Raw genomic sequence first — 23,316 nt, 5'->3', positions numbered from 1 at the left:
AATGAGACCACGGGACCGACCTGCGCGAAAGCCTCCGAAGCCCCCTGCCCGCACCCGCCGACCGCGTCGGCGCCCCTGCGAGACGCCAGCGCGCCCCACGGCCGCGTCACCGGGGTACGCCCTGCGAAGCCGACCCTGTCCGTGACGTCAGCCGGCCCGAACCGCTCCGTCCGGCCAGACGACGTCCACCGGCAACCCGATCTCCCTGGCTTCCATGACGGTGTCCGCTGTGCCGCCGCCCTTGCCCGAGGGCGGCTCACCGTTCTGCACCGCTACCTGCACCCCTTCGGGCTGGTCTTCGGCGCATTCGACTTCTGCGTGGACCAGGACGGCCGATGGTGGTTCCTGGAATGCAACCCCAGCGGCCAGTGGTACTGGCTCCAGACGGAGACCGGCCTGCCCATGCTGACCGCCTGGCAGACCTGTTGGAGAGGACGACATGACCGACCGAGCCCGGCTGCTCCTCAAGGAACTCGTCGACACGCTGGTCTCAGACGGCAGTCTGCGTTCGCCGGCGTGGCAGAAGGCCGCCGAAGCGGTCTCCCGCCACGAGTTCCTCCGCGACGGCTTCTTCCGGCAAGTCCAGGGTGCCGTGCCCTCCGCCTGGGAGCCCGTCCTGGAAGGCGACCCCGGCTGGCTCGAAGCCTGTTACACCGACGAGTCGCTCGTGACCCAGATCGCCGGCACCGTCGTACCGGCCGACCTCCGCGGCCGCATCATGCGCGAGCCGACCAGCTCCAGCACCCTGCCCTCCCTCGTCCTGCGCATGCTGGAGGACCTCCACGTCGAACCCGGCATGCGTGTACTGGAGATCGGCACCGGCACCGGGTACTCCACCGCGCTGCTTGCCCAGCGGCTCGGCGAGGAGAACGTCGTCTCCATCGAGTACGACGCGGACGTTGCCGCCAGAGCACGCATCGCGCTCGCCCGGCTCGGCATCCACCCGACGCTCGTCACCGGGGACGGACTGGACGGCTACGCCGACGGCGCGCCCTACGACCGGATCATCGCCACGTGCGGCGTGCGCACCGTCCCGTCCGCCTGGATCGAGCAGACCCGCCCGGGCGGGCTGGTCCTCGCCGCTGTCGGCGGCTGGCTCGGCGCCTCGGAGCTGGCCCGGCTGACCGTGCACGGCGACGGCACCGCCTCCGGGCCCCTGCTCGGCGGCCAGGTCGGCTTCATGCTCGCCCGGCCGCACCTTCCGCCGCCGCTCGGCCTTCTGCCGGACCTGAGCGCCGGGAAGGAACGCGAGACCTCCCTCGGCGCCGACGTCCTCGACGACTGGACCTCCCGGTTCGTCGTGCAGGCCGCCGTACCGGACGCGCGGCATCTGGCCCTGGAGCGTGACGGCCGTCGCGAGGACGTCCTCCTCGACGTCGCGTCCGGCTCGTGGGCCGCCCTTCACGACGACGGCCGACGCCGAACCGTGCGACAAGGCGGACCACAGGCCCTCTGGGACACCGCCGAAGAGCACCTGCACCGCTGGCGGGACGCCGGCGCGCCCGGCCTCGAGCGCTTCACCCTCCACAGCACGCCCGACGGAGAGAGCTACCGCTGGTGGATCGACGTCCGCTAGGACGTCTCCGCCGCCGAGAACGCCCCCCGGGCCATCCGGTGCAGGAGGTCCGCCGTCACTCCCCGGCCGGGGAGCGTGCCGGCGCGGCCCAGGTGGGGGGTGGAGTTCAGCAGGCCGAAGACCGAGTGGACCGCCGAGCGGGCCGCCGGTTCGGCCAGGGCCGGGTAGACCTTCCGTACGACCTCCACCCACAGCTCGACGTACTGGCGCTGGAGCTGGCGTACCAGCTTGCGGTCGCTGTCGCGCAGACGGTCCAGTTCGCGGTCGTGGAGGGTGATCAGGGGGCGGTCGTCCAGGGCGAAGTCGATGTGGCCCTCGATCAGGGAGTCCAGGACCGCGCTCGGCGCCACGCCGTCCGCCTCCGCCAGGCGGCGCTTCGCGCCGGTCAGGAGGCGGCCGCTGATGCCGACGAGCAGCTCGGCGAGCATCGCGTCCTTGCCGGGGAAGTGCCGGTAGAGGCCGGGGCCGCTGATGCCCACGGCGGCGCCTATCTCGTCCACGCCGACGCCGTGGAAACCGCGTTCGGCGAACAGCCGGGCAGCCGCCTTGAGGATCTGGTCGCGGCGGGTCGGGGCGTCGGTTCTGGTGGCCATGCCAGTAATTCTAGACAGGCTGGTTAGCGGTCGTTAACCTGAAGGAAAAGGTTAACGCTCATTAACAGTGATCACTGGGTGAGGGGACCGCAAGGATGCAAGAGGCACCGGAGCTGACGAGCGCGGCCGACCCCGCGTCGGAGGCCTGGCAGGCCAACGAGGAGGCGCACCGCGCCCTCGTCGAGGAGCTGCGCGGCAAGCTGGCCGCCGCCCGCCTGGGCGGGGGTGAGAAGGCGCGGGCACGGCACACCGCGCGCGGCAAGCTGCTGCCGCGGGACCGGGTGGACACCCTGCTCGACCCGGGCTCCCCGTTCCTGGAGCTGGCGCCGCTGGCCGCCGACGGGCTCTACGACGGGCAGGCCCCGGCGGCCGGCGTGATCGCCGGGATCGGCCGGGTCAGCGGCCGGGAGTGCGTGATCGTCGCCAACGACGCCACCGTCAAGGGCGGCACGTACTACCCGATGACCGTGAAGAAGCACCTCAGGGCGCAGGAGGTGGCGCTCGACAACCGGCTGCCCTGTGTCTATCTGGTCGACTCCGGCGGGGCCTTCCTGCCGATGCAGGACGAGGTCTTCCCCGACCGCGACCACTTCGGGCGGATCTTCTACAACCAGGCGCGGATGTCCGGCGCCGGGATCCCGCAGATCGCGGCCGTGCTCGGGTCGTGCACGGCGGGTGGCGCCTACGTGCCCGCCATGAGCGACGAGGCCGTCATCGTGCGCAATCAGGGGACGATCTTCCTCGGCGGCCCGCCGCTGGTGAAGGCCGCGACCGGCGAGGTCGTCACGGCGGAGGAGCTGGGCGGCGGCGAGGTCCACTCCCGCGTGTCCGGCGTCACCGACCACCTCGCGGAGGACGACGCGCACGCCCTGCGGATCGTGCGGAACATCGTCGCCACCCTCCCGGCCCGCACCTCCCTGCCCTGGGAGGTCCAGCCGGCCGCCGAGCCCAAGGTCGACCCCTACGGCCTCTACGGCGCCGTGCCGGTCGACTCCCGCACCCCCTACGACGTCCGCGAGGTCATCGCCCGTGTCGTCGACGGGTCGCGGTTCGCGGAGTTCAAGGCCGAGTTCGGGCAGACCCTGGTCACCGGGTTCGCCCGGATCATGGGCCACCCGGTCGGGATCGTCGCCAACAACGGCATCCTGTTCGCCGAGTCCGCCCAGAAGGGCGCGCACTTCATCGAACTGTGCGACCAGCGCGGCATCCCGCTGGTGTTCCTGCAGAACATCTCCGGCTTCATGGTCGGCAAGGACTACGAGGCCGGCGGCATCGCCAAGCACGGCGCGAAGATGGTCACCGCCGTCGCGTGCACGCGCGTGCCGAAGCTGACCGTCGTCGTCGGCGGGTCGTACGGCGCGGGCAACTACTCCATGTGCGGCCGGGCCTACTCGCCGCGCTTCCTGTGGATGTGGCCCAACGCCAAGATCTCCGTGATGGGCGGCGAGCAGGCCGCCTCCGTCCTCGCCACCGTCAAGCGGGACCAGATGGAAGCGCGGGGCGAGGACTGGGCGCCCGAGGAGGAAGAGGGCTTCAAGGCCCCCATCCGCGCGCAGTACGAGCGCCAGGGCAACGCCTACTACGCCACCGCCCGCCTGTGGGACGACGGCGTGATCGACCCGCTGGACACCCGTCAGGTGCTGGGCCTCGCCCTGACGGCCTGCGCCAACGCGCCCCTGGGTGACCCCCAGTTCGGCGTCTTCCGGATGTGAGGAGGGGACTCGTGTTCGACACCGTACTCGTGGCCAACCGGGGCGAGATCGCCGTCCGCGTCATCCGCACCCTGCGGTCGATGGGGGTGCGCTCGGTGGCCGTCTTCTCCGACGCCGACGCGGACGCCCGCCACGTCCGGGAGGCCGACACGGCGGTCCGGATCGGTCCGCCGCCCGCGACCGAGAGCTATCTGTCCATCGAGAGCCTGCTGGACGCCGCCCGGCGCACCGGCGCCCAGGCCGTCCACCCCGGCTACGGCTTCCTCGCCGAGAACGCCGCCTTCGCCCGTGCCTGCGAGGAGGCCGGGATCGTGTTCATCGGCCCGCCGGCCGACGCCATCGCGCTGATGGGCGACAAGATCCGCGCCAAGGAGACCGTGCAGGCGGCCGGGGTGCCGGTCGTGCCGGGCTCCAGCGGCAGCGGCCTCAGTGACGAGCAGCTGGCCGACGCGGCCCGCGAGATCGGCATGCCGGTGCTGCTCAAGCCGTCGGCGGGCGGCGGCGGCAAGGGCATGCGCCTGGTCAGGGACATCGAGAAGCTCGCCGAGGAGATCGCCGCCGCCCGCCGTGAGGCCCGCGCCTCCTTCGGTGACGACACCCTGCTGGTGGAGCGGTGGATCGACCGGCCCCGGCACATCGAGATCCAGGTGCTGGCCGACGGCCACGGCAACGTCGTGCACCTCGGCGAGCGCGAGTGCTCGCTGCAGCGCCGCCACCAGAAGATCATCGAGGAGGCGCCGAGCGTGCTCCTCGACGAGGCCACGCGCGCGTCGATGGGCGAGGCGGCCGCGCAGGCGGCCCGCTCCTGCGGCTACCGCGGCGCGGGCACGGTGGAGTTCATCGTCCCCGGCGGCGACCCCTCCCAGTACTACTTCATGGAGATGAACACCCGTCTCCAGGTCGAGCACCCGGTCACCGAACTCATCACGGGCCTGGACCTGGTCGAGTGGCAGCTGCGGGTCGCGGCGGGCGAGAAGCTCGGTTTCGGGCAGGACGACGTCCGCCTCACCGGGCATGCGATCGAGGCCCGCATCTGCGCCGAGGACCCGGCGCGCGGCTTCCTCCCCTCGGGCGGGACGGTCCTGAAGCTCCGCGAGCCCGAGGGCGACGGACTGCGCACCGACTCCGGCCTGAGCGAGGGCACCGAGGTCGGCAGCCTGTACGACCCGATGCTGTCCAAGGTCATCGCCTACGGCCCCGACCGGGCCACGGCGATCCGGAAGCTGCGCTCCGCCCTCGTGGACACGGTGACGCTCGGCGTGCAGACCAACGCGGGCTTCCTGCGCCGGCTGCTGGCCCACCCGGCGGTCGTCGCCGGGGACCTGGACACCGGGCTGGTGGAGCGGGTGGTGGACGACCTGGTCCCCACCGCCGTACCGGAGGAGGTGTACGAGGCGGCGGCGGCCGTACGCCTCGACGCGCTGCGGCCCGCCCCGACCGGCTGGGTCGATCCCTTCTCCGTGCCCAGCGGCTGGCGGATGGGCGGCACCCCCCGGCCCGTCTCCTTCCCGCTGCGGGTCACCGAGCCCGTGGACCACACCCCGCGCGGCGCCCACACGGTCACCGACGACACGGTGACCGTGACCCTCGACGGCGTCCGGCACACCTTCCACCGCGCCGCCGACTGGCTGGGCCGCGACGGCGACGCCTGGCACGTGCGCGACCACGACCCGGTCGCCGCGTCCCTGACCCGCGCCGGGCACGCGGGCGCCGACTCGCTGACCGCGCCGATGCCGGGCACGGTGACCGTGGTGAAGGTGGCCGTCGGTGACGAGGTGGCCGCGGGCCAGAGCCTGCTGGTGGTGGAGGCGATGAAGATGGAGCACGTCATCTCCGCCCCGCACGCCGGCACGGTCGCCGAACTGGACGTCACCCCCGGCACGACGGTCGCCATGGACCAGGTGCTGGCCGTGATCACGCCGCACGAGGAGGCGACCGCATGACCGCCGACGGGCTCCCCATGACCGTCCCGGCCGCAGGGCTGCCCGCCCGGGTGCGCATCCACGAGGTCGGCGCGCGTGACGGGCTGCAGAACGAGCAGACGGCCGTGCCGACCGAGGTGAAGGCGGAGTTCGTCCGCCGCCTCGCCGAGGCGGGCCTGAGCACGATCGAGGCGACCAGCTTCGTGCACCCCAAGTGGGTGCCCCAGCTCGCCGACGCCGAGCAGTTGTTCCCGGGCGTGCGCGATCTGCCCGTGGACCTGCCGGTCCTGGTGCCGAACGAACGCGGCCTGGACCGGGCGCTCGCGCTCGGCGCCCGCCGGGTCGCCGTCTTCGCCAGCGCCACCGAGTCCTTCGCCAAGGCCAACCTCAACCGCACGGTGGACGAGGCCCTCGCGATGTTCGCGCCGGTGGTGTCGCGGGCGAAGGCCGAGGGCGTCCATGTCCGCGGCTATCTGTCCATGTGCTTCGGCGACCCCTGGGAGGGCCCGGTCCCCGTCGACCAGGTCGTCCGGGTCTGCCGGGCGCTGCTGGACCTGGGCTGCGACGAGCTGAGCCTCGGCGACACCATCGGGGTGGCGACCCCGGGGCACGTCACCGCGCTGCTGACCGCGCTCGGCCGGGCCGGGATCGGCAGCGAGGCGCTGGGCGTGCACTTCCACGACACCTACGGCCAGGCCCTCGCCAACACCCTGGCCGCGCTGCAGCACGGCGTCACCACCGTCGACGCCTCCGCGGGCGGCCTGGGCGGCTGCCCCTACGCCAAGTCCGCCACCGGCAACCTCGCCACCGAGGACCTGGTGTGGATGCTGCACGGCCTCGGCATCGACACCGGGGTCGACCTCGGCCGTCTCGTCGCCACAAGCGTCTGGATGGCCGAACGGCTGGGCCGCCCCAGCCCCTCCCGTACCGTCCGCGCCCTCTCCCACAAGGACCAGTGATCAGCATGGACTACCGACTCTCCCCCGAACTGGAAGAACTCCGGCGCACGGTCGAGGAGTTCGCGCACGACGTGGTGGCCCCGAAGATCGGCGACTTCTACGAGCGGCACGAGTTCCCGTACGAGATCGTGCGGGAGATGGGTCGTATGGGTCTGTTCGGGCTGCCGTTCCCGGAGGAGTACGGCGGTATGGGCGGCGACTATCTCGCGCTCGGCGTCGCGCTGGAGGAGCTGGCCCGGGTGGACTCGTCCGTGGCGATCACGCTGGAGGCGGGGGTGTCGCTCGGTGCGATGCCGGTCCACCTGTTCGGCACCGAGGAGCAGAAGCGCGAGTGGCTGCCCCGGCTGTGCTCGGGCGAGATCCTGGGCGCGTTCGGTCTGACCGAGCCGGACGGCGGCTCGGACGCCGGGGCCACGCGCACCACGGCCCGGCTCGACGCGGACACGAACGAATGGGTGATCAACGGCACCAAGTGCTTCATCACCAACTCCGGCACGGACATCACCGGGCTGGTCACGGTCACCGCCGTCACCGGCCGCAAGCCCGACGGCCGGCCGCTGATCTCCGCGATCATCGTGCCGTCCGGCACCCCGGGCTTCACCGTCGCGACGCCGTACTCCAAGGTCGGCTGGAACGCCTCCGACACCCGTGAGCTGTCCTTCCAGGACGTCCGGGTCCCGGCCGCCAACCTGCTGGGCGAGGAGGGCCGTGGGTACGCGCAGTTCCTGCGCATCCTGGACGAGGGCCGCATCGCCATCGCGGCGCTCGCGACGGGGCTCGCGCAGGGCTGCGTGGACGAGTCGGTGAAGTACGCCAAGGAGCGGCACGCCTTCGGCAAGCCGATCGGCGCCAACCAGGCCATCCAGTTCAAGATCGCCGACATGGAGATGAAGGCCCACACGGCGCGTCTGGCGTGGCGGGACGCCGCCTACCGGCTGGTGGCCGGTGAGCCGTTCAAGAAGGAGGCGGCCATGGCCAAGCTGTACTCCTCCACCGTCGCCGTGGACAACGCCCGCGACGCCACGCAGGTGCACGGCGGCTACGGCTTCATGAACGAGTATCCGGTGGCCCGGATGTGGCGCGACTCGAAGATCCTGGAGATCGGCGAGGGCACGAGCGAGGTCCAGCGGATGCTGATCGCACGGGAGTTGGGGCTGGTCGGCTGAGCGTGAGGGGGCGCCCCCTGGACAGAAACTGAGGTTAGGCTAACCTACCTTCGAACCTGTCCGGCGGGCGCTCCGCCCCGTTCGAAAGCAGTCATACCCATGCCCAACGCCCGTGCCACCCATCTCACCCGCCGCGGGATCCTGGCCGCGGGCGGCGTCATCGGCCTCGGGGCCGCGCTCGCCGCCTGCGGTGACGGCGACGCGACATCCGGGGGTGCGGGCCAGGACACCGCCGCCGCCAAGTCGGGCCCCTGGAGCTTCAAGGACGACCGCGGGCAGACGGCCAAGGCCGACAGGGTGCCCTCGCACATCGTCGCGTTCACCGGTGCCGCGGCCGCGCTGCACGACTACGGCGTCGAGGTGAAGGGCGTCTTCGGCCCGACGAAGACCAAGGACGGCAAGCCCGACGTCCAGGCGGGCGGCCTGGACGTGAACAAGGTGACGGTCCTCGGCAACGAGTGGGGCCAGTTCAACATCGAGAAGTACGCCGCGCTCCAGCCGGACCTGCTCGTCTCCACCATGTTCGACGACGCCGGCACCCTCTGGTACGTCCCGGAGGAGTCGAAGAAGAAGATCGAGGCCGTCGGCGCGCCCAGCGTCGCCGTCTCCGTCTACGACCGGCAGCTGACCGAACCGCTCGCCCGCATGCTGGAGCTGGCGAAGTCGCTCGGCGGGGACGTGAACGCCGCGAAGGTCACGCAGGCGAAGAAGCGGTTCGAGGACGCGGCCGCCCGGCTGCGCGCGGCGGCCAAGGCCAAGCCCGGCATCAAGGTGATGGCCGGTTCCGCCAGCCAGGACCTGTTCTACGTCTCCGGCACCAACCTCTCCATCGACCTGGAGTACTTCAAGGCCCTCGGCGTGAACTTCGTCGAGCCGCCGGAGAGCGCGAAGAAGCAGGGCGGCGGCTGGTTCGAGTCGCTGAGCTGGGAGAACGTCGACAAGTATCCGGCGGACATCATCATGATGGACAACCGGACGTCGGCGATCCAGCCCGCGGACATCTCCGAGGCCACATGGAAGAAGCTGCCCGCGGTGAAGGCAGGGCAGGTCATCTCCCGTAATCCGGAGCCGATTCTCTCCTACGACAAGTGTGCGCCGTTGCTGGAGCAGCTGGCGGAGGCCTTGGAGAAGGCCAAGAAGGTCGGCTGACAGCTGTCGCGCCCCTGACCGTCGGACACCTCCCCCGTCCCGCAACCTGACGTCGATTCAGGAGACCTCATGACCACGGCCGTAGCCGCCCCGTTCCGTTTCTTCTCCCTTCAGGTCGTGCGGACGAGGCGGCTCGGGCCGTCTCTCGTCCGGGTGTCCTTCGCCGGGCCCGATCTCGACGCCTTTCACTCCCTCGGGCGTGACCAGTCGCTGTCCCTCTTCCTGCCGCATCCGGGGCAGGCGGAGCCGGTCGTGCCGGTGGAGCTGGGGGACGGCTGGTGGCAGGGGTGGCGGGAACTCCCGGACGACGTGCGGGCCGTGATGCGGTCGTACACGCTGCGTGCTCTGCGGCAGGACGCCTGGGGGCGCACCACGGAGATCGACATCGACTTCGTGCTGCACGGCGTCGAGCCCGGCGCGGCCATCCCCGCCGGGCCCGCCTCGCGCTGGGCGGCCCGGGCGGCGGCCGGTGACCGGGTGCTGCTGCTCGGGCCGGCGATCGCCGACAACCGGGCCATCCGCTTCCGTGCGCCCGCGGACACCGATCTCGTGGTGCTGTGGGGCGACGAGACCGCCGTGCCCGCCGCGACCGCCGTCCTGGAGTCGCTGCCGGCCGGTACGCCGGTGCGCGCCTGGCTGGAGGTGCCGCACCCCGGTGACATCCAGGACGTGGCGACCGACGCGGACGCCGAGATCACCTGGCTCGTACGGCACGACGGGTCCCCCACGACCGTCGACGCCGTACGTTCGGCTGCCCTGCCCGCGTCGGCGCGGCCGTACGTGTGGCTCGCCGGTGAGTCCGGCCGGGTGAAGGCGCTGCGCCGGCACTTCGTCGGCGAGCGGGGTGTCGACCGGCGGCGGGTGACGTTCGTCGGGTACTGGCGGCAGGGGATGACCGAGGAGCAGCTCCGCGCGGCGGAGTAACTCCCCCTGAGGTGACCGCGGTCACGGCACAGCCATGCCTCCGCCTGATCAACTTAGGTTAGGCTAACCTAAGCTTCACACCCGCACGGACTGTCCCCACCGGAGGACCCCCACATGCGTTCGCACCTGCTCAATGACCTCACCGCGGAGCACTACCGCCGCTCCGTGACCGAAGGAGTCGAGCGGGTGGCCGCGAAACTCGCCACCACCGACCGTCCGTTCACCGGCGTCACCGCCGACGACCTCGCCCCCCGCATCGAGGGCATCGACCTGGACCGGCCGCTCCTCGACACCACGGCCGCCCTGGACGAGCTGGAGGAGGTCTACCTCCGTGACGCCGTCTACTTCCACCACCCCCGCTACCTCGCCCACCTGAACTGCCCCGTGGTCATCCCGGCCGTGCTCGGCGAGGCCGTCCTGTCCGCCGTCAACTCCTCCCTCGACACCTGGGACCAGTCGGCCGGCGGCACCCTCATCGAACGCCGGATCGTCGACTGGACCTCCGACCGCATCGGCCTCGGCCAGGCCGCCGACGGTGTCTTCACCTCCGGCGGCAGCCAGTCCAACCTCCAGGCGCTGCTGCTGGCCCGCGAGGAGGCCAAGACGGACTCCCCGGACCGGTTGCGTGTCTTCGCCTCCGAGGCCGGCCACTTCAGCGTGAAGAAGTCCGCCACGCTCCTCGGCCTCGGGCCCGACGCGGTCGTCACCCTCCCCGTCGACCACGACCAGCGGATGCAGACCGTCGCCCTCGCCCGCGAGCTCCAGCGCTGCCGCGAGGAGGGCCTGGTGCCGATGGCCGTCGTCGCCACCGCCGGCACCACCGACTTCGGCTCCATCGACCCGCTGCCCGAGATCGCCGAACTGTGCGCCCAGTACGGCAGCTGGATGCACGTCGACGCCGCCTACGGCTGCGGCCTGCTGGTCTCCCCCACCCGCCGCGCCCTGCTGAACGGCATCGAGCGCGCCGACTCGGTCACCGTCGACTACCACAAGTCCTTCTTCCAGCCGGTGAGTTCCTCCGCCGTGCTGGTGCGCGACGCCTCCACCCTGCGGCACGCCACCTACCACGCCGACTACCTCAACCCGCGCCGCACGGTCGCCGAGCGCATCCCCAACCAGGTGGACAAGTCCCTGCAGACCACCCGCCGCTTCGACGCGCTGAAGCTGTGGCTGACGCTGCGTGTGATGGGCGCCGAGGGAGTGGGGAAGCTCTTCGACGAGGTGTGCGACCTGGCGCAGGAGGGCTTCCGGCTGCTGGCCGCAGACCCGCGCTACGACGTGGTCGTCGAACCGGCCCTGTCCACCCTGGTCTTCCGCTACGTCCCGGCCGCCGTCACCGACCCGGCCGAGATCGACCGCGCCAACCTCCACGCCCGCAAGGCCCTGTTCGCCTCCGGTGACGCCGTCGTCGCCGGCACCAAGGTCGCGGGCCGCCACTACCTGAAGTTCACCCTGCTCAATCCCGAGACGACGGCCGGGGACATCGCCGCCGTTCTCGATCTGATCGCCGGCCACGCCGAGCAGTACCTGGGAGAGTCCCTTGACCGCGCTTGCTGAATCCCGCCGCACGTACGACGTCGTCGGCATCGGGCTCGGGCCCTTCAACCTCGGCCTGGCCTGCCTGACCGAACCGATCGCCGAGCTCGACGCGCTCTTCCTGGAGTCCAAGCCCGACTTCGAGTGGCACGCCGGGATGTTCCTCGAAGGCGCGCACCTCCAGACGCCGTTCATGTCGGACCTGGTCACCCTGGCCGATCCGACCTCGCCGTACTCCTTCCTGAACTACCTCAAGGAGCAGGGCCGGCTGTACTCCTTCTACATCCGGGAGAACTTCTACCCGCTGCGCGTGGAGTACGACGCCTACTGCCGCTGGGCCGCGAGCCGGCTGAGCAGCGTCCGCTTCGGCACGACGGTCACCGAGGTGACGTACGACGAGAGCGACGAGCTGTACGCCGTGCGGACCGCCGCCGGGGAGACGTTCCGCGCCCGCCACCTGGTCCTCGGCACCGGCACCCCGCCCCACCTCCCCGAGGCGTGCCAGGGCCTGGGCGGCGACCTCCTGCACAACTCGCGCTATGTGCAGCACAAGGCGGCGCTGCAGCAGAAGGAGTCGATCACTCTGGTCGGCAGCGGGCAGTCCGCCGCCGAGATCTATCACGACCTGCTCGGCGAGATCGACGTCCACGGCTACCGGCTGAACTGGGTCACCCGTTCCCCGCGCTTCTTCCCGCTGGAGTACACCAAGCTCACGCTGGAGATGACGAGCCCGGAGTACATCGACTACTACCACGCCCTGCCGGAGGCGACCCGCTACCGGCTCGTGGCCCAGCAGAAGGGCCTGTTCAAGGGCATCGACGGCGACCTGATCAACGAGATCTTCGACCTGCTGTACCAGAAGAACCTCGCCGGCCCGGTCCCCACCCGGCTCCTCACCAACTCCGCTCTGACGCACGCCGCGTACGCGGACGGCTCGTACACCCTCACCTTCCGCCAGGAGGAGCAGGGCAAGGACTTCGAGATCGTCACCGACGGACTGATCCTGGCCACCGGATACCGGTACGTCGAACCGGAGTTCCTGAAGCCGGTCCGCCACCGGCTGGTGTACGACGCGCAGGGCAGCCTGGACGTGGCCCGCAACTACGCCGTCGACGTCACCGGAAGAGGCGTCTTCCTGCAGAACGCCGGCGTCCACACCCACAGCGTCACCAGCCCCGACCTGGGCATGGGCGCCTACCGCAACAGCTACATCATCCGGGAACTGCTCGGCCGCGAGTACTACCCGGTCGAGAAGTCCATCGCCTTCCAGGAGTTCGCCGTATGACCTTCGCCTTCCGCCCCCTCGACCCGCTCAAGGACGCCGAGCTGGTGCACTCCTGGGTCACGCATCCCAAGGCCGCCTTCTGGATGATGCAGGACGCGACAGTGCAGGACGTCGAGCGGGCGTACCGGGAGATCGCGGCGGACGCGCACCATGAGGCGTACTTCGGGCTGCGGGACGGTGAGCCCGTCTTCCTCATGGAGCGGTACGACCCGGCCCGCCGAGAGCTGGCCGGGCTGTACGAGGCGCGGCCCGGTGACGTCGGTATGCACTTCCTGACGCCGGCGACCGACACGCCCGTGCACGGGTTCACGCGGGCGGTGATCACCGCGATCATGGCCCGTCTGTTCGAGGACCCGCACGTGCGGCGCGTCGTCGTGGAGCCGGACGTGCGCAACACGGCCGTGCACGCGCTGAACGCGGCCGTGGGCTTCGTCCCGGAGCGGGAGATCGACAAGCCGGAGAAACGGGCGCTGCTCAGCTTCTGCACCCGCGAGCAGTTCGAGAAGGCGGTGCGCGCATGACCCTCGCCGACGCCGTGGCCCACCTGTCGCCCGAGCGCTGGGAGGAGGCCAACCGGCTGCTGCTGCGCAAGGCGCTCGCCGAGTTCGCGCATGAGCGGCTGATCACCCCGCAGGAGACCGCGCCCGGGCAGTACGTGGTCCGCAGCGACGACGGGCAGACCCGGTACCGCTTCACCGCGGTGCGCCGCGCCCTGGACCACTGGGAGGTGGACGCCGCCTCGATCAGCCGGCACCGCGACGGGGCCGGACTGCCGCTCGCGGCGCTGGACTTCTTCATCGAGCTGAAGGAGTCCCTCGGGCTGAGCGAGGAGATCCTGCCGGTGTACCTGGAGGAGATCTCCTCCACCCTGTCCGGTACCTGCTTCAAGCTGACCAAGCCGCGGGTGAGCGCCGCCGAGCTGGCCCGGAGCGACTTCCAGGCCATCGAGACCGGGATGACCGAGGGCCACCCCTGCTTCGTCGCCAACAACGGGCGACTCGGCTTCGGTGTCCACGAGTACCTGTCGTACGCGCCGGAGACCGCGAGCCCCGTCCGGCTGGTGTGGCTGGCGGCGCACCGGTCCCGGGCGGCGTTCACGGCGGGTGCCGGCATCGAGTACGAGAGCTTCGTGCGCGGGGAGCTGGGCGAGGAGACCGTCGAGCGGTTCCACGGGGTGCTGCGCGGGCAGGGCCTGGACCCGGCGGACTATCTGCTGATACCGGTCCACCCGTGGCAGTGGTGGAACAAGCTCAGCGTCACCTTCGCCGCCGAGGTCGCCCGCCGGCACCTGGTGTGCCTGGGCGAGGGCGACGACGAGTACCTGGCGCAGCAGTCCATACGGACCTTCTTCAACGCCTCGCATCCGGCGAAGCACTACGTCAAGACGGCTCTGTCGGTCCTCAACATGGGTTTCATGCGGGGGCTGTCGGCCGCGTACATGGAGGCGACCCCGGCCATCAACGACTGGCTGACGCAGCTGATCGAGGGTGACCCGGTACTGAAGTCGGCGGGCCTGTCGATCATCCGGGAGCGGGCGGCCGTCGGCTACCGGCACCTGGAGTACGAGCGGGCGACGGACCGGTACTCGCCGTACCGCAAGATGCTCGCCGCGCTGTGGCGGGAGTCGCCGGTGCCGTCCCTGGAGGAGGGTGAGCAGCCGGCGACCATGGCGTCGCTGCTGCACGTCGACCACGAGGGCCGCAGCTTCGCGGGCGCCCTCGTGGAGCGGTCGGGCCTGGCGCCCGCCGAGTGGCTGCGGCGCTATCTGCGGGCGTACTACACGCCGCTGCTGCACAGCTTCTACGCCTACGACCTGGTGTTCATGCCGCACGGCGAGAACACGATCCTGGTGCTGCGGGACGGCGTGGTGCAGCGGGCGGTCTACAAGGACATCGCCGAGGAGATCGCGGTGATGGACCCGGACGCGGTGCTGCCGCCCGAGGTGGCGCGCATCCGCGTGGAGGTGCCGGAGGACAAGAAGCTGCTGTCCATCTTCACGGACGTCTTCGACTGCTTCTTCCGGTTCCTGGCCGCGCTGCTCGCCGCCGAGGGGGTGCTCGGCGAGGACGCCTTCTGGCGGACGGTCGCGGAGGTCACTCGCGAGTACCAGCGGGCGCATCCGGAACTCGAGGGCCGGTTCCGGCAGTACGACATGTTCGCGCCGCGGTTCGCGCTGTCCTGTCTGAACCGGCTCCAGCTGCGCGACAACCGGCAGATGGTCGACCTCGCGGATCCCTCCGGGGCGCTGCAGCTGGTCGGCACGCTGGAGAACCCGATCGCCGGGTTCTGATCCCACGAGACGGGCGGGCGCCCCGGTGCACGGTCCACCGGGGCGCCCGTCGATGTGCCGGGGTTCAGCTCGCCGGCCAGGGGACCTGGGGCGACCTGTAGTAGCCGATGCCGCGGGCGTCCCAGCGGGGGCCCTGGGCGGCCAGGCGGGCCTTGTAGGCGTCCCAGTCGTGGGCGGCCGCCGGGGACCAGCCCAGTTCGGCGACGCCCGCGATGCGCGGGAAGGCCATGTAGTCGATGTCGGCGGAGGTGAGGACGCGCTCCGTCCACAGCGGTGCCTCGACGCCCTTGACGGCGCCGGCGGGGGCGCCGGGCAGATAGGAGCCGGGGTCCCAGTCGTAGGACTTCCTCACCTCGACGTAGCCGGCCCAGGTGGCGCCCTGCTTGGTCGTGCTGTCGTACTTCATGTCGAGGTAGAAGCGGTCGGCGGGCGACAGGATCAGCCCGGTGCCGTTCCTGGCGGCCTGGACGACCTGGGCCTTCTCGGCGGCGGCGGTGGAGTCCAGGCCCCAGTACTGGGCGAGGGCGCCGGGGGCGGGGGTGGCGCCGGTGAGCTGGTGCCAGCCGACGACCGTCTTGCCGTACTTGGCCACGATCGGCTGGATCCGGTTCATGAACGCCACGTAGTCCTCGTGGCTGGTGGAGTGCGCCTCGTCACCGCCGATGTGGAGGTAGCGGCCCGGGGTGAGGGCGGCCAGCTCCCGGACGACGTCCTCGACGAAGGTGTAGGTGACGGCCTTGGGCACGCACAGGGAGCTGAAGCCGACTCGGGTGCCGGTGTACAGCGGGGGTGCGGTGCCATTGCAGTTCAGCTCTGCGTACGAGGCGAGGGCCGCGTTGGTGTGGCCGGGCATGTCGATCTCGGGGACGACCTCGAGATGGCGGGAGGCGGCGTAGCGGACGATCTCCCGGTAGTCGTCCTTGGTGTAGAAGCCGCCGGGGCCGCCGCCGACCTGGGTGGAGCCGCCGTGGGTGGCCAGTCGCGGCCAGGAGTCGACGGCGATGCGCCAGCCCTGGTCGTCGCTGAGGTGCAGATGCAGCTTGTTGATCTTGTAGAGGGCGAGTTCGTCGATGTACCGCTTGACCTGGCCGACGGTGAAGAAGTGCCGGGAGACGTCGAGCATCGCGCCGCGGTAGGCGTAGCGCGGGGTGTCGGTGATGGTGCCGCCGGCGATCAGCCACGGCCCGCGCTGCGCGGTGCCCTTCTCGACGGCCGCGGGCAGCAGCTGACGGAGCGTCTGCACGCCGTGGAAGAGGCCGGCGGGTGTGCCCGCCGTGAGGGTGACGCCGCCGGGGCCGCTGCGCAGCCGGTAGCCCTCGGCGCCGTACCGGCCGGGGGTCAGGTGCAGGGCGATGCCGTGCGTGCCCTCGTGGACGAGGGGCAGGCGGTAGCCGGTGGAGGGCCGCAGCACACCGGCGAGGTAGGCGGCGACCCGCTCGGCCGCGGGATCGCGGTCGACGCGCAGGACGGTGCCGCTCGTGATGCGGTACGGCCGGCCGGACGCGGTGACCGAGGCGGGCGCCGGGACCACCTGGCCGAGCGGCGTGGCCCGGGCGGCGGGGGTCTGCGGTACGGCCCCGGGGGCGGTCGCACCGAGGGTGAGGACGCCCGCCGCCGTCAGCAGCAGCGCGCCGAGGACCCGGGCCGGACGACCGGCCGTGGTCCGCTGTCGGGGAGTCGTGCTGTGGTGCCGTCTCACCTGCGCTCCCTTCAGAAGTGGTTGAGACCACTGTCCCGCGGATCCGGTGAAACAATCCCCGCATGGCGGAAATCATCCAGAAGGACGGCACCTGGGCGTTCGACGGCGACGCCCTGCGGCTGACGCCGGGTCGGGACAAGTCCGTCGGTCTGCTGCGCAGGACCCTGGGCGAACTCGTCGTACCTCTGGGGGCGTTGGCCGGGGTGTCGTTCGAGCAGGGCAGGAAGGCGGGGCGGCTGAGGCTGCGGCTGCGCGACGGCGCCGACCCGCTGCTGCAGGCGACCGGGGGCCGGCTCACCGAGCCGCACGACCCCTACCAGCTGGTGGTGGAGTCCGACCGGTACGGCGTCGCCGAGTACTTCACCGAGGAGGTGCGGGGCGCCCTGCTGCTGGACGAGGTCCCCTCCTCTCCCGTCACCGGGTATCTGCTGCCGGGCCCGCAGGTGCCGCTGTCCATGTCCGCCGGGGACGGCACGGCGAGCTTCGACGGGGAGCAGGTCCGTCTGGAGTGGAACTGGAAGACGGAGGACGTGAAGGCCGCCGCCGGCCCCCGCACGCTCGCTTTGACGGACATCGCGGCCGTGGAGTGGCAGCCGGCGGTGGGCCTGGAGAACGGCTGTCTGCGCTTCACGGTGCGAGGCGCGCCCACCGAGGCACCGCCGAAGTTCGACCCGCACGCGGTGGAGCTGTGGGGGTTCAAGAGGGACCCGCTGATGGCGCTGGTCGCGGCGGCGGTGCAGGCGCGGCTGCCGCATCCGTCCGCGCCCCGGGACGAGGGGCCGCGGGCGGTGCCGGCGCCGCCGGCCGGGCCGCCCGCAGCCGCCGAGGACGACACCGACGCCCTGCTGCGGCGGCTGCGGGAGCTGGGCGAGCTGCACCACGCGGGGGTGCTGACCCAGGAGGAGTTCACCCTGGCCAAGCAGGCGGTCCTGAAGCGTCTGTGACGCCGGGCCGGCCGCCCCCGCGCGAGCGCTTCTCCCGGGGGCTACTTCGCCCGGCGGGCCACCGTGAAGTGGTCGATCCGGTCGCCGGTCTCGGCGATGCCCTGGACCTTCAGCGTGGTCCAGCGGCCCTTCGGCGCGGGCTCGACGTCCACCCGCAGGAAGGAGTAGTTCAGGTAGCGCACCCGGGACCAGGCGACGGTCTCGTTCTGCTTGCCGCCCTTGAGGTTGACGAAGGAGGCGACCGAGTCGACCTCGTGCTCGTGGCCCTCGTAGGAGTCCGGCGCGGTGAACGCGTACAGGCTGCGGCCCGCCGCGCCCGCGGTGACGTACACGACGCCCTCGGTCTCGGGGTAGGCGGTGCCGCCGATCGGGAGCTTCTTGGCGACCTGGTCGCCCTTGATCACGTCGGTGCGCTCGTACTGGTGGTTGTGGCCGTTGATGACCAGGTCGACCTGGTACTTCTCGAACAGCGGCACCCACTCCTGGCGCACGCCCCCCTCCGAGGCGTGCGCGGTGGAGGTGCAGTAGGCGCAGTGGTGGAAGAAGACGATGACGAAGTCGATGTCCTTCGCCGCCCGGAACTTCCTCAGCTGCCCCTCGAACCACGTGGTCTGCGTGCCGCCGGAGATGCCGAGGTTGGCCGGGATCTCGTAGGAGACGTCGTTGGGGTCGAGCGAGATGATCGCGGTGTTGCCGTACACGAAGGAGTACACGCCCGGCAGGTTCTTCGTGTCCGGCCCGTTGTCGGGCAGCGTGAAGCGGGCCTCTTCGCCGCCGTAGCCGTTGGGCGAGTACCAGGCCTCCATGTCGTGGTTGCCGTACGACACCATCCACGGGACCTGCTTGGCGACCGACTCGGTCTGGTAGAGGAACTGGTCCCAGGTGCGCGCGTCGAAGCCGGTGTCGGTGGTCTTGCCCGCGCCGGACGGGTCGCCGTAGGCGATGTCGCCGGCGTGCAGATGGAAGGCCGGGTTCTGGCCGAGGATCAGCGCGTCGTTGGCCAGCGCGTGGTAGCTGACGCCCTGGTCGCCGAAGGCGGTGAAGGTGAACGGCGCCTTGTGGGCGGGGGCGGTGGTGAAGGTGCCCAGGGTGCCCAGCAGGTGGGACTCCGCCGGGTCGAAGCCTTCGTGGCCGACACCGTAGTAGTAGGTGCGGCCCGGGCGCAGGTGGGCCAGCTGGGCGTGCAGGTAGTACTGGGTGTGGTCGCCGCTCGCGCCGACGCCGGCCGGGGTGTACAGGGTGCGGACCTCGGCCTCGATCTTGCGGGAGAGGTCCCAGGGGTGCGCGCCGATCCGTACGAACGGCTTCTTCACGGCGACCGGGACCTGCCAGGAGATGGTCATCTCGGTGCGCGGGTCGTTGCCGTAGGCGAGGTGGCGGCCGAAGGGGGCGACGAGAGCACCGTCGACGGTCTCGGCGGCCGGGGCGGTCCGCTGGACCGGTACCGCGGCCTGGGCGGTGGCGCCCGTCACGAACGCGCCACCGACCACGGCGCCCAGGGTGACGGCGCCGCCGCGGAACATGGTGCGGCGGGAGAACCTCGACCGCAGGTACTCGTGCTGTTCGGCCATGCTCATGCGGTCGGCGAGCTGGTCCGGTACTCCCATACGAGGTATGTCCATGACGTCTGAAACTCGTCTGCTCAGGCAACGGGAATCGGGACGCCGGATGGACAGCCGCCGAACAGCCGCTCACGAGAGTTCCAACAGGCGCTTGCCCGAAATCGGGCAGGTTTCTTGCGAAAGAGCGGCCGGTACCCCAGGATCATCGGGTGCACGACGAACTCGTAGATCACCTGACGCGCTCCACGCCCCTGAGCAGGGGCGAGGCGCTGCGGGTGATCCAGGACGTGCTCGCGTTTTTCGACGAGACGACCGAGGACTACGTGCGTCGCCGCCACCGGGAGCTCCAGGCCCAGGGCCTGGTGAACACGGCGATCTTCGAGCGGATCGCGGCGGACCTGAAGTATCGCGCAGTGGCGCCCCCGGAGCTGTCACTCCGGCAGCTGCGGCGCATCGTCTACGGCTGAGGAATACCTTTACATGTGCGGAATCGTCGGATACATCGGCAAGCGTGACGTCGCTCCCCTCCTGCTGGAGGGCCTGCAGCGGCTGGAGTACCGCGGCTACGACTCCGCGGGCATCGTCGTCACCTCGCCGAAGACGGCCGGCCTGAAGATGGTCAAGGCCAAGGGCCGGGTGCGCGACCTTGAGGCCAAGGTCCCGGCGCGCTTCAAGGGCACCACCGGCATCGCCCACACCCGCTGGGCCACCCACGGCGCCCCCTCCGACGTCAACGCCCACCCGCACATGGACGCCGAGGGCAAGGTCGCCGTCGTCCACAACGGCATCATCGACAACGCCTCCGACCTGCGCCGCAAGCTGGAGGCCGACGGCGTCGAGTTCCTCTCCGAGACGGACACCGAGGTCCTCGTACACCTCATCGCCCGCTCGCAGGCCGGCAAGCTCGAGGACAAGGTCCGCGACGCGCTGCGCCTGGTCGAGGGCACCTACGGCATCGCCGTGATGCACGCCGACTTCAACGACCGCATCGTCGTCGCCCGCAACGGCTCGCCGGTGGTCCTCGGCATCGGCGAGAAGGAGATGTTCGTCGCCTCCGACATCGCCGCGCTGGTCGCCCACACGCGGCAGATAGTGACCCTCGACGACGGCGAGATGGCCACCCTCAAGGCCGACGACTTCCGCACCTACACCACCGAGGGCACCCGCACCACGGCCGAGCCCACCACCGTGGAGTGGGAGGCCGCCTCCTACGACATGGGCGGCCACGACACCTACATGCACAAGGAGATCCACGAGCAGGCCGACGCCGTGGACCGCGTGCTGCGCGGCCGCATCGACGACCGCTTCTCCACCGTGCACCTCGGCGGCCTCAACCTGGACGCCCGCGAGGCGCGCCGCATCCGGCGCGTGAAGATCCTCGGCTGCGGCACCTCGTACCACGCGGGCATGATCGGCGCCCAGATGATCGAGGAGCTGGCGCGCATCCCCGCCGACGCCGAGCCGGCCTCCGAGTTCCGCTACCGCAACGCGGTCGTGGACCCCGACACCCTCTACATCGCGGTCTCCCAGTCCGGTGAGACCTACGACGTCCTCGCCGCCGTCCAGGAGCTCAAGCGAAAGGGCGCCCGCGTCCTCGGCGTGGTGAACGTGGTCGGCTCGGCGATCGCCCGTGAGGCCGACGGCGGCGTGTACGTGCACGCCGGTCCCGAGGTCTGCGTGGTCTCCACGAAGTGCTTCACCAACACCACGGTCGCCTTCGCCCTGCTCGCCCTGCACCTCGGCCGCACCCGCGACCTCTCGGTCCGCGACGGCAAGCGCATCATCGAGGGCCTGCGCAAGCTGCCCGCGCAGATCTCCGCGATGCTGGAGAACGAGGACGAGATCAAGAAGCTGGCCGAGGAGCTCGCCCAGGCCCGCTCGATGCTCTTCATCGGCCGCGTCCGGGGCTACCCGGTGGCCCGCGAGGCGTCCCTGAAGCTCAAGGAGGTCTCCTACATCCACGCCGAGGCCTACCCGGCCTCCGAGCTGAAGCACGGTCCGCTGGCCCTGATCGAGCCGGCCCTGCCGACGGTCGCGATCGTCCCCGACGACGACCTGCTGGAGAAGAACCGCGCCGCGATGGAGGAGATCAAGGCCCGCAGCGGCCGTATCGTCGCTGTCGCCCACCAGGACCAGGAGAAGGCCGACCACACGATCGTCGTCCCGAAGAACGAGGACGAACTCGACCCGATCCTGATGGGCATCCCCCTCCAGCTCCTCGCCTACCACACGGCCAAGGCCCTGGGCCGCGACATCGACAAGCCCCGCAACCTGGCCAAGTCGGTCACGGTCGAGTAGGACCCCCTGTGGGGTGCGCGGGACCTGCGCCCTGAACGGGGCGCGGGGCTGTATCGGTCTGCGGCTCCGTCGCGTGGGCGCGAGCAACCACGACGCACCCCGCAGGGGCCACACAACCGAACGGGCCCTCTGGTGATGCCAACGTCACCAGAGGGCCCGCTCGTGGATCGCCGGGGAGCCGCCCACTCCCCGGCCGGCGGCAGCTACCCGGTGGCCGTCACCCCCCGGCCCGCCGCACGTCCCGGAAGGGCCGTCGGCCAGTGCGCGAGCGCCGCGGTCGCCGCGTACCAGGCCACGGCGCCGGAGACGACGGCGATCCAGCCGCCGACCTTGGTCAGGGCCGAGCTGTCGGCGAACGCGGCGACGGCGAGCACCAGCATCGCCAGGAACAGCAGCCCGTGCACGGCCTGCCCGAGGGTGTCCCCGCCGGCCACGGTGAGGCTCAGCGCGACGAGGGCGAACAGCAGCAGGAAGAGCCCCGCCGCGTTGGCCGAGCCGTGCGCCGAGACGGCCCAGGTGAACCACAGGGCGCCGAGAGCGACGTATCCCACTCCGAAGGCGCCGTCACGCAGGGCCAGCAGACCGACGAGGAAGAGGGCGACCCCGCCCACGTAGTGGGCCAGCGACATGGCGTCGGACGTCGCCACACCGTCGATGACACCGGTCGTACCGAGGCCGAACGCCAACAGGGTGATGCCCAGGGCGAGTCGGCCGGCGATGGTGGTGGTGCTTCCCGCAGAGACGTCATTGTCCACGGCGGGCTCCCTTCATGCATGTGCAGTTGTGCGGTGACCGGTATATGCCCTTCACAACCGCACAAACACCTGCAACGCGCGAGTAACTTCACGCACTGCACAGGGATGTTGACGCGCCGTGAGCGGCGCGCAGGATGGGGAACCGTCAGGGGATGACGATCACGGGCCGCTTCGCCCGCTTGGCGAGACGTCCGGCGACCGAGCCGAAGATCCGGCCGACGATGCCGTGCGTCGACCCGACGACGATCGCGTCGGCCTCGTACTCCCGCCCGACTTCTTCCAGTTCGTGGCAGATGTCGCCGCCGCGCTCGACCAGGATCCACGGCACCTCGGCGAGGTAGTCCGCGCAGGCCAGTTCCAGGCCGAGCACCTCGGTGCGGTGGTCGGGGACGTCGACGAAGACGGGCGGCTCGCAGCCGGCCCACACCGTGGTCGGCAGCCGGTTGGCGACATGCACGATGATCAGCCCGGAACGGGACCGATGCGCCATGCCGATCGCGTACGCCAGCGCACGTTCACTGGACGTGGAGCCGTCGAAGCCGACGACCACGCCGTGCTGGAAAGCGGGATCGCAGGGATGGCGTGCCTCTTCGGCCGCCTGGGGCTCCATCGCCGACGGGTCGGCGACCGGCCGCTTGCGGTCCGCGGGTTCGAAGAATTCGTGACCGGCCATGGCTGTCTCGGCGTTGTGATCCTTTATGGGGGACGACAGTGTGCGGCGGAGCTGTGTCCGGGAAACATCTTCCCAACCCCATACCCCCAAGGGTACGGCGGCACGCCTCCTTCGCCCAGATCCCGCGCCTGCACAGCGGGGTTCCAGGGAGCATGCACGAGTCGGCGCCCGTAACGCAATGGTTGCTGCCCCGTACAGGCGGTTCCCACGAGGTCGGCTGACGCCGAGCCGGACGATCATCCCGCTGCCGCCATACGGTGACCGACGGGTCGA

Annotated in this window: 19 protein-coding genes and 1 pseudogene; 15 read left to right on the top strand and 5 right to left on the bottom strand. The window is 71.0% G+C overall.

Going from position 1 to position 23,316, the window contains the following annotated elements; genetic code table 11:
* Positions 1 to 264: 264 nt before the first annotated feature.
* Both ACZ64A_RS25975 and tgmC read left to right on the top strand, forming a co-directional pair.
* A pseudogene (locus tag ACZ64A_RS25975) lies at positions 265 to 443 on the top strand (ATP-grasp ribosomal peptide maturase); the annotation flags it as partial.
* Positions 440 to 1,576, top strand: a complete 1,137-nt coding sequence (gene tgmC / locus ACZ64A_RS25970; protein WP_469813532.1) for an ATP-grasp peptide maturase system methyltransferase — start codon at positions 440 to 442, stop codon at positions 1,574 to 1,576. The pseudogene ACZ64A_RS25975 and the gene tgmC, both read left to right, overlap by 4 nt.
* On the opposite strand, the gene ACZ64A_RS25965 is transcribed toward tgmC, so the two are convergent.
* Complete coding sequence (locus tag ACZ64A_RS25965; protein WP_469813530.1) at positions 1,573 to 2,169, bottom strand: SACE_7040 family transcriptional regulator; 597 nt, start codon at positions 2,167 to 2,169, stop codon at positions 1,573 to 1,575. The two genes, tgmC and ACZ64A_RS25965, sit on opposite strands and share 4 nt — an antisense overlap.
* Positions 2,170 to 2,264: 95 nt before the next feature.
* On the opposite strand from ACZ64A_RS25965, the gene ACZ64A_RS25960 reads away from it, so the two are divergent.
* From ACZ64A_RS25960 to ACZ64A_RS25915, 10 genes are all read left to right on the top strand, one after another.
* Positions 2,265 to 3,881: a carboxyl transferase domain-containing protein gene (locus ACZ64A_RS25960; protein WP_469813528.1), complete on the top strand. Its 1,617-nt coding sequence runs from the start codon at positions 2,265 to 2,267 to the stop codon at positions 3,879 to 3,881.
* 11 nt (positions 3,882 to 3,892) lie between these two features.
* On the top strand, positions 3,893 to 5,824 hold the full coding sequence (locus ACZ64A_RS25955) for an acetyl/propionyl/methylcrotonyl-CoA carboxylase subunit alpha (RefSeq protein ID WP_469813527.1): 1,932 nt from the start codon (positions 3,893 to 3,895) through the stop codon (positions 5,822 to 5,824).
* Complete coding sequence (locus ACZ64A_RS25950) at positions 5,821 to 6,762, top strand: hydroxymethylglutaryl-CoA lyase (RefSeq protein ID WP_469813525.1); 942 nt, start codon at positions 5,821 to 5,823, stop codon at positions 6,760 to 6,762. The genes ACZ64A_RS25955 and ACZ64A_RS25950 overlap by 4 nt, the downstream gene beginning before the upstream one ends.
* Positions 6,763 to 6,767: 5 nt before the next feature.
* Positions 6,768 to 7,928, top strand: coding sequence for an acyl-CoA dehydrogenase family protein (locus tag ACZ64A_RS25945; protein WP_469813523.1), 1,161 nt, complete (start codon positions 6,768 to 6,770; stop codon positions 7,926 to 7,928).
* A 99-nt stretch (positions 7,929 to 8,027) separates the two neighbouring features.
* Positions 8,028 to 9,077 (top strand): ABC transporter substrate-binding protein, encoded by a 1,050-nt coding sequence (locus tag ACZ64A_RS25940; protein ID WP_469813522.1) that lies wholly within the window; start codon positions 8,028 to 8,030, stop codon positions 9,075 to 9,077.
* A gap of 69 nt (positions 9,078 to 9,146) precedes the next feature.
* Positions 9,147 to 10,001 (top strand): siderophore-interacting protein, encoded by an 855-nt coding sequence (locus ACZ64A_RS25935; protein WP_469813520.1) that lies wholly within the window; start codon positions 9,147 to 9,149, stop codon positions 9,999 to 10,001.
* Positions 10,002 to 10,115: 114 nt separating this feature from the next.
* Complete coding sequence (gene desA / locus ACZ64A_RS25930) at positions 10,116 to 11,558, top strand: lysine decarboxylase DesA (RefSeq protein WP_469813519.1); 1,443 nt, start codon at positions 10,116 to 10,118, stop codon at positions 11,556 to 11,558.
* A complete protein-coding gene (locus ACZ64A_RS25925; RefSeq protein ID WP_469813517.1) occupies positions 11,542 to 12,822 on the top strand; it encodes a lysine N(6)-hydroxylase/L-ornithine N(5)-oxygenase family protein in 1,281 nt (426 codons plus the stop codon). The genes desA and ACZ64A_RS25925 overlap by 17 nt, the downstream gene beginning before the upstream one ends.
* Positions 12,819 to 13,343, top strand: coding sequence for a GNAT family N-acetyltransferase (locus ACZ64A_RS25920; protein ID WP_469813515.1), 525 nt, complete (start codon positions 12,819 to 12,821; stop codon positions 13,341 to 13,343). Before ACZ64A_RS25925 ends, ACZ64A_RS25920 begins: the two co-directional genes overlap by 4 nt.
* Positions 13,340 to 15,112, top strand: coding sequence for an IucA/IucC family protein (locus ACZ64A_RS25915; protein WP_469813513.1), 1,773 nt, complete (start codon positions 13,340 to 13,342; stop codon positions 15,110 to 15,112). The genes ACZ64A_RS25920 and ACZ64A_RS25915 overlap by 4 nt, the downstream gene beginning before the upstream one ends.
* A gap of 64 nt (positions 15,113 to 15,176) precedes the next feature.
* Here the strand turns inward: ACZ64A_RS25915 and ACZ64A_RS25910 are convergent, their stop codons facing one another.
* Positions 15,177 to 16,811: a beta-N-acetylhexosaminidase gene (locus tag ACZ64A_RS25910; RefSeq protein ID WP_469813512.1), complete on the bottom strand. Its 1,635-nt coding sequence runs from the start codon at positions 16,809 to 16,811 to the stop codon at positions 15,177 to 15,179.
* A 62-nt stretch (positions 16,812 to 16,873) separates the two neighbouring features.
* On the opposite strand from ACZ64A_RS25910, the gene ACZ64A_RS25905 reads away from it, so the two are divergent.
* On the top strand, positions 16,874 to 17,755 hold the full coding sequence (locus ACZ64A_RS25905) for a DUF4429 domain-containing protein (protein ID WP_469813511.1): 882 nt from the start codon (positions 16,874 to 16,876) through the stop codon (positions 17,753 to 17,755).
* A gap of 41 nt (positions 17,756 to 17,796) precedes the next feature.
* Here the strand turns inward: ACZ64A_RS25905 and ACZ64A_RS25900 are convergent, their stop codons facing one another.
* Positions 17,797 to 19,362, bottom strand: a complete 1,566-nt coding sequence (locus ACZ64A_RS25900; RefSeq protein ID WP_469813760.1) for a purple acid phosphatase family protein — start codon at positions 19,360 to 19,362, stop codon at positions 17,797 to 17,799.
* A 164-nt stretch (positions 19,363 to 19,526) separates the two neighbouring features.
* Here ACZ64A_RS25900 and ACZ64A_RS25895 point away from each other — a divergent pair, with 164 nt between their 5' ends.
* Both ACZ64A_RS25895 and glmS read left to right on the top strand, forming a co-directional pair.
* Positions 19,527 to 19,784: a hypothetical protein gene (locus ACZ64A_RS25895; RefSeq protein ID WP_469813508.1), complete on the top strand. Its 258-nt coding sequence runs from the start codon at positions 19,527 to 19,529 to the stop codon at positions 19,782 to 19,784.
* Between the two features lie 13 nt (positions 19,785 to 19,797).
* A complete protein-coding gene (gene glmS / locus ACZ64A_RS25890) occupies positions 19,798 to 21,615 on the top strand; it encodes a glutamine--fructose-6-phosphate transaminase (isomerizing) (RefSeq protein WP_469813506.1) in 1,818 nt (605 codons plus the stop codon).
* A gap of 203 nt (positions 21,616 to 21,818) precedes the next feature.
* Here glmS and ACZ64A_RS25885 read toward each other — a convergent pair whose 3' ends face one another.
* Positions 21,819 to 22,370: a hypothetical protein gene (locus ACZ64A_RS25885; RefSeq protein ID WP_469813505.1), complete on the bottom strand. Its 552-nt coding sequence runs from the start codon at positions 22,368 to 22,370 to the stop codon at positions 21,819 to 21,821.
* A gap of 145 nt (positions 22,371 to 22,515) precedes the next feature.
* A complete protein-coding gene (locus ACZ64A_RS25880) occupies positions 22,516 to 23,043 on the bottom strand; it encodes a universal stress protein (RefSeq protein ID WP_469813503.1) in 528 nt (175 codons plus the stop codon).
* Positions 23,044 to 23,316 lie beyond the last annotated feature (273 nt).

This window comes from Streptomyces sp. NPDC104814, from assembly GCF_055583185.1.
This window is presented reverse-complemented; position numbering and strand designations above follow the sequence as displayed.

Bases quoted from the DNA above. Each gene is read 5' to 3' on its own strand.
- tgmC (WP_469813532.1), top strand. From the start codon at position 440: ATGACCGACCGAGCCCGGCTGCTCCTCAAGGAACTCGTCGACACGCTG.
- ACZ64A_RS25965 (WP_469813530.1), bottom strand. From the start codon at position 2,169: ATGGCCACCAGAACCGACGCCCCGACCCGCCGCGACCAGATCCTCAAG.
- ACZ64A_RS25960 (WP_469813528.1), top strand. From the start codon at position 2,265: ATGCAAGAGGCACCGGAGCTGACGAGCGCGGCCGACCCCGCGTCGGAG.
- ACZ64A_RS25950 (WP_469813525.1), top strand. From the start codon at position 5,821: ATGACCGCCGACGGGCTCCCCATGACCGTCCCGGCCGCAGGGCTGCCC.
- ACZ64A_RS25945 (WP_469813523.1), top strand. From the start codon at position 6,768: ATGGACTACCGACTCTCCCCCGAACTGGAAGAACTCCGGCGCACGGTC.
- ACZ64A_RS25940 (WP_469813522.1), top strand. From the start codon at position 8,028: ATGCCCAACGCCCGTGCCACCCATCTCACCCGCCGCGGGATCCTGGCC.
- ACZ64A_RS25935 (WP_469813520.1), top strand. From the start codon at position 9,147: ATGACCACGGCCGTAGCCGCCCCGTTCCGTTTCTTCTCCCTTCAGGTC.
- desA (WP_469813519.1), top strand. From the start codon at position 10,116: ATGCGTTCGCACCTGCTCAATGACCTCACCGCGGAGCACTACCGCCGC.
- ACZ64A_RS25920 (WP_469813515.1), top strand. From the start codon at position 12,819: ATGACCTTCGCCTTCCGCCCCCTCGACCCGCTCAAGGACGCCGAGCTG.
- ACZ64A_RS25915 (WP_469813513.1), top strand. From the start codon at position 13,340: ATGACCCTCGCCGACGCCGTGGCCCACCTGTCGCCCGAGCGCTGGGAG.
- ACZ64A_RS25905 (WP_469813511.1), top strand. From the start codon at position 16,874: ATGGCGGAAATCATCCAGAAGGACGGCACCTGGGCGTTCGACGGCGAC.
- ACZ64A_RS25900 (WP_469813760.1), bottom strand. From the start codon at position 19,362: ATGGGAGTACCGGACCAGCTCGCCGACCGCATGAGCATGGCCGAACAG.
- glmS (WP_469813506.1), top strand. From the start codon at position 19,798: ATGTGCGGAATCGTCGGATACATCGGCAAGCGTGACGTCGCTCCCCTC.
- ACZ64A_RS25880 (WP_469813503.1), bottom strand. From the start codon at position 23,043: ATGGCCGGTCACGAATTCTTCGAACCCGCGGACCGCAAGCGGCCGGTC.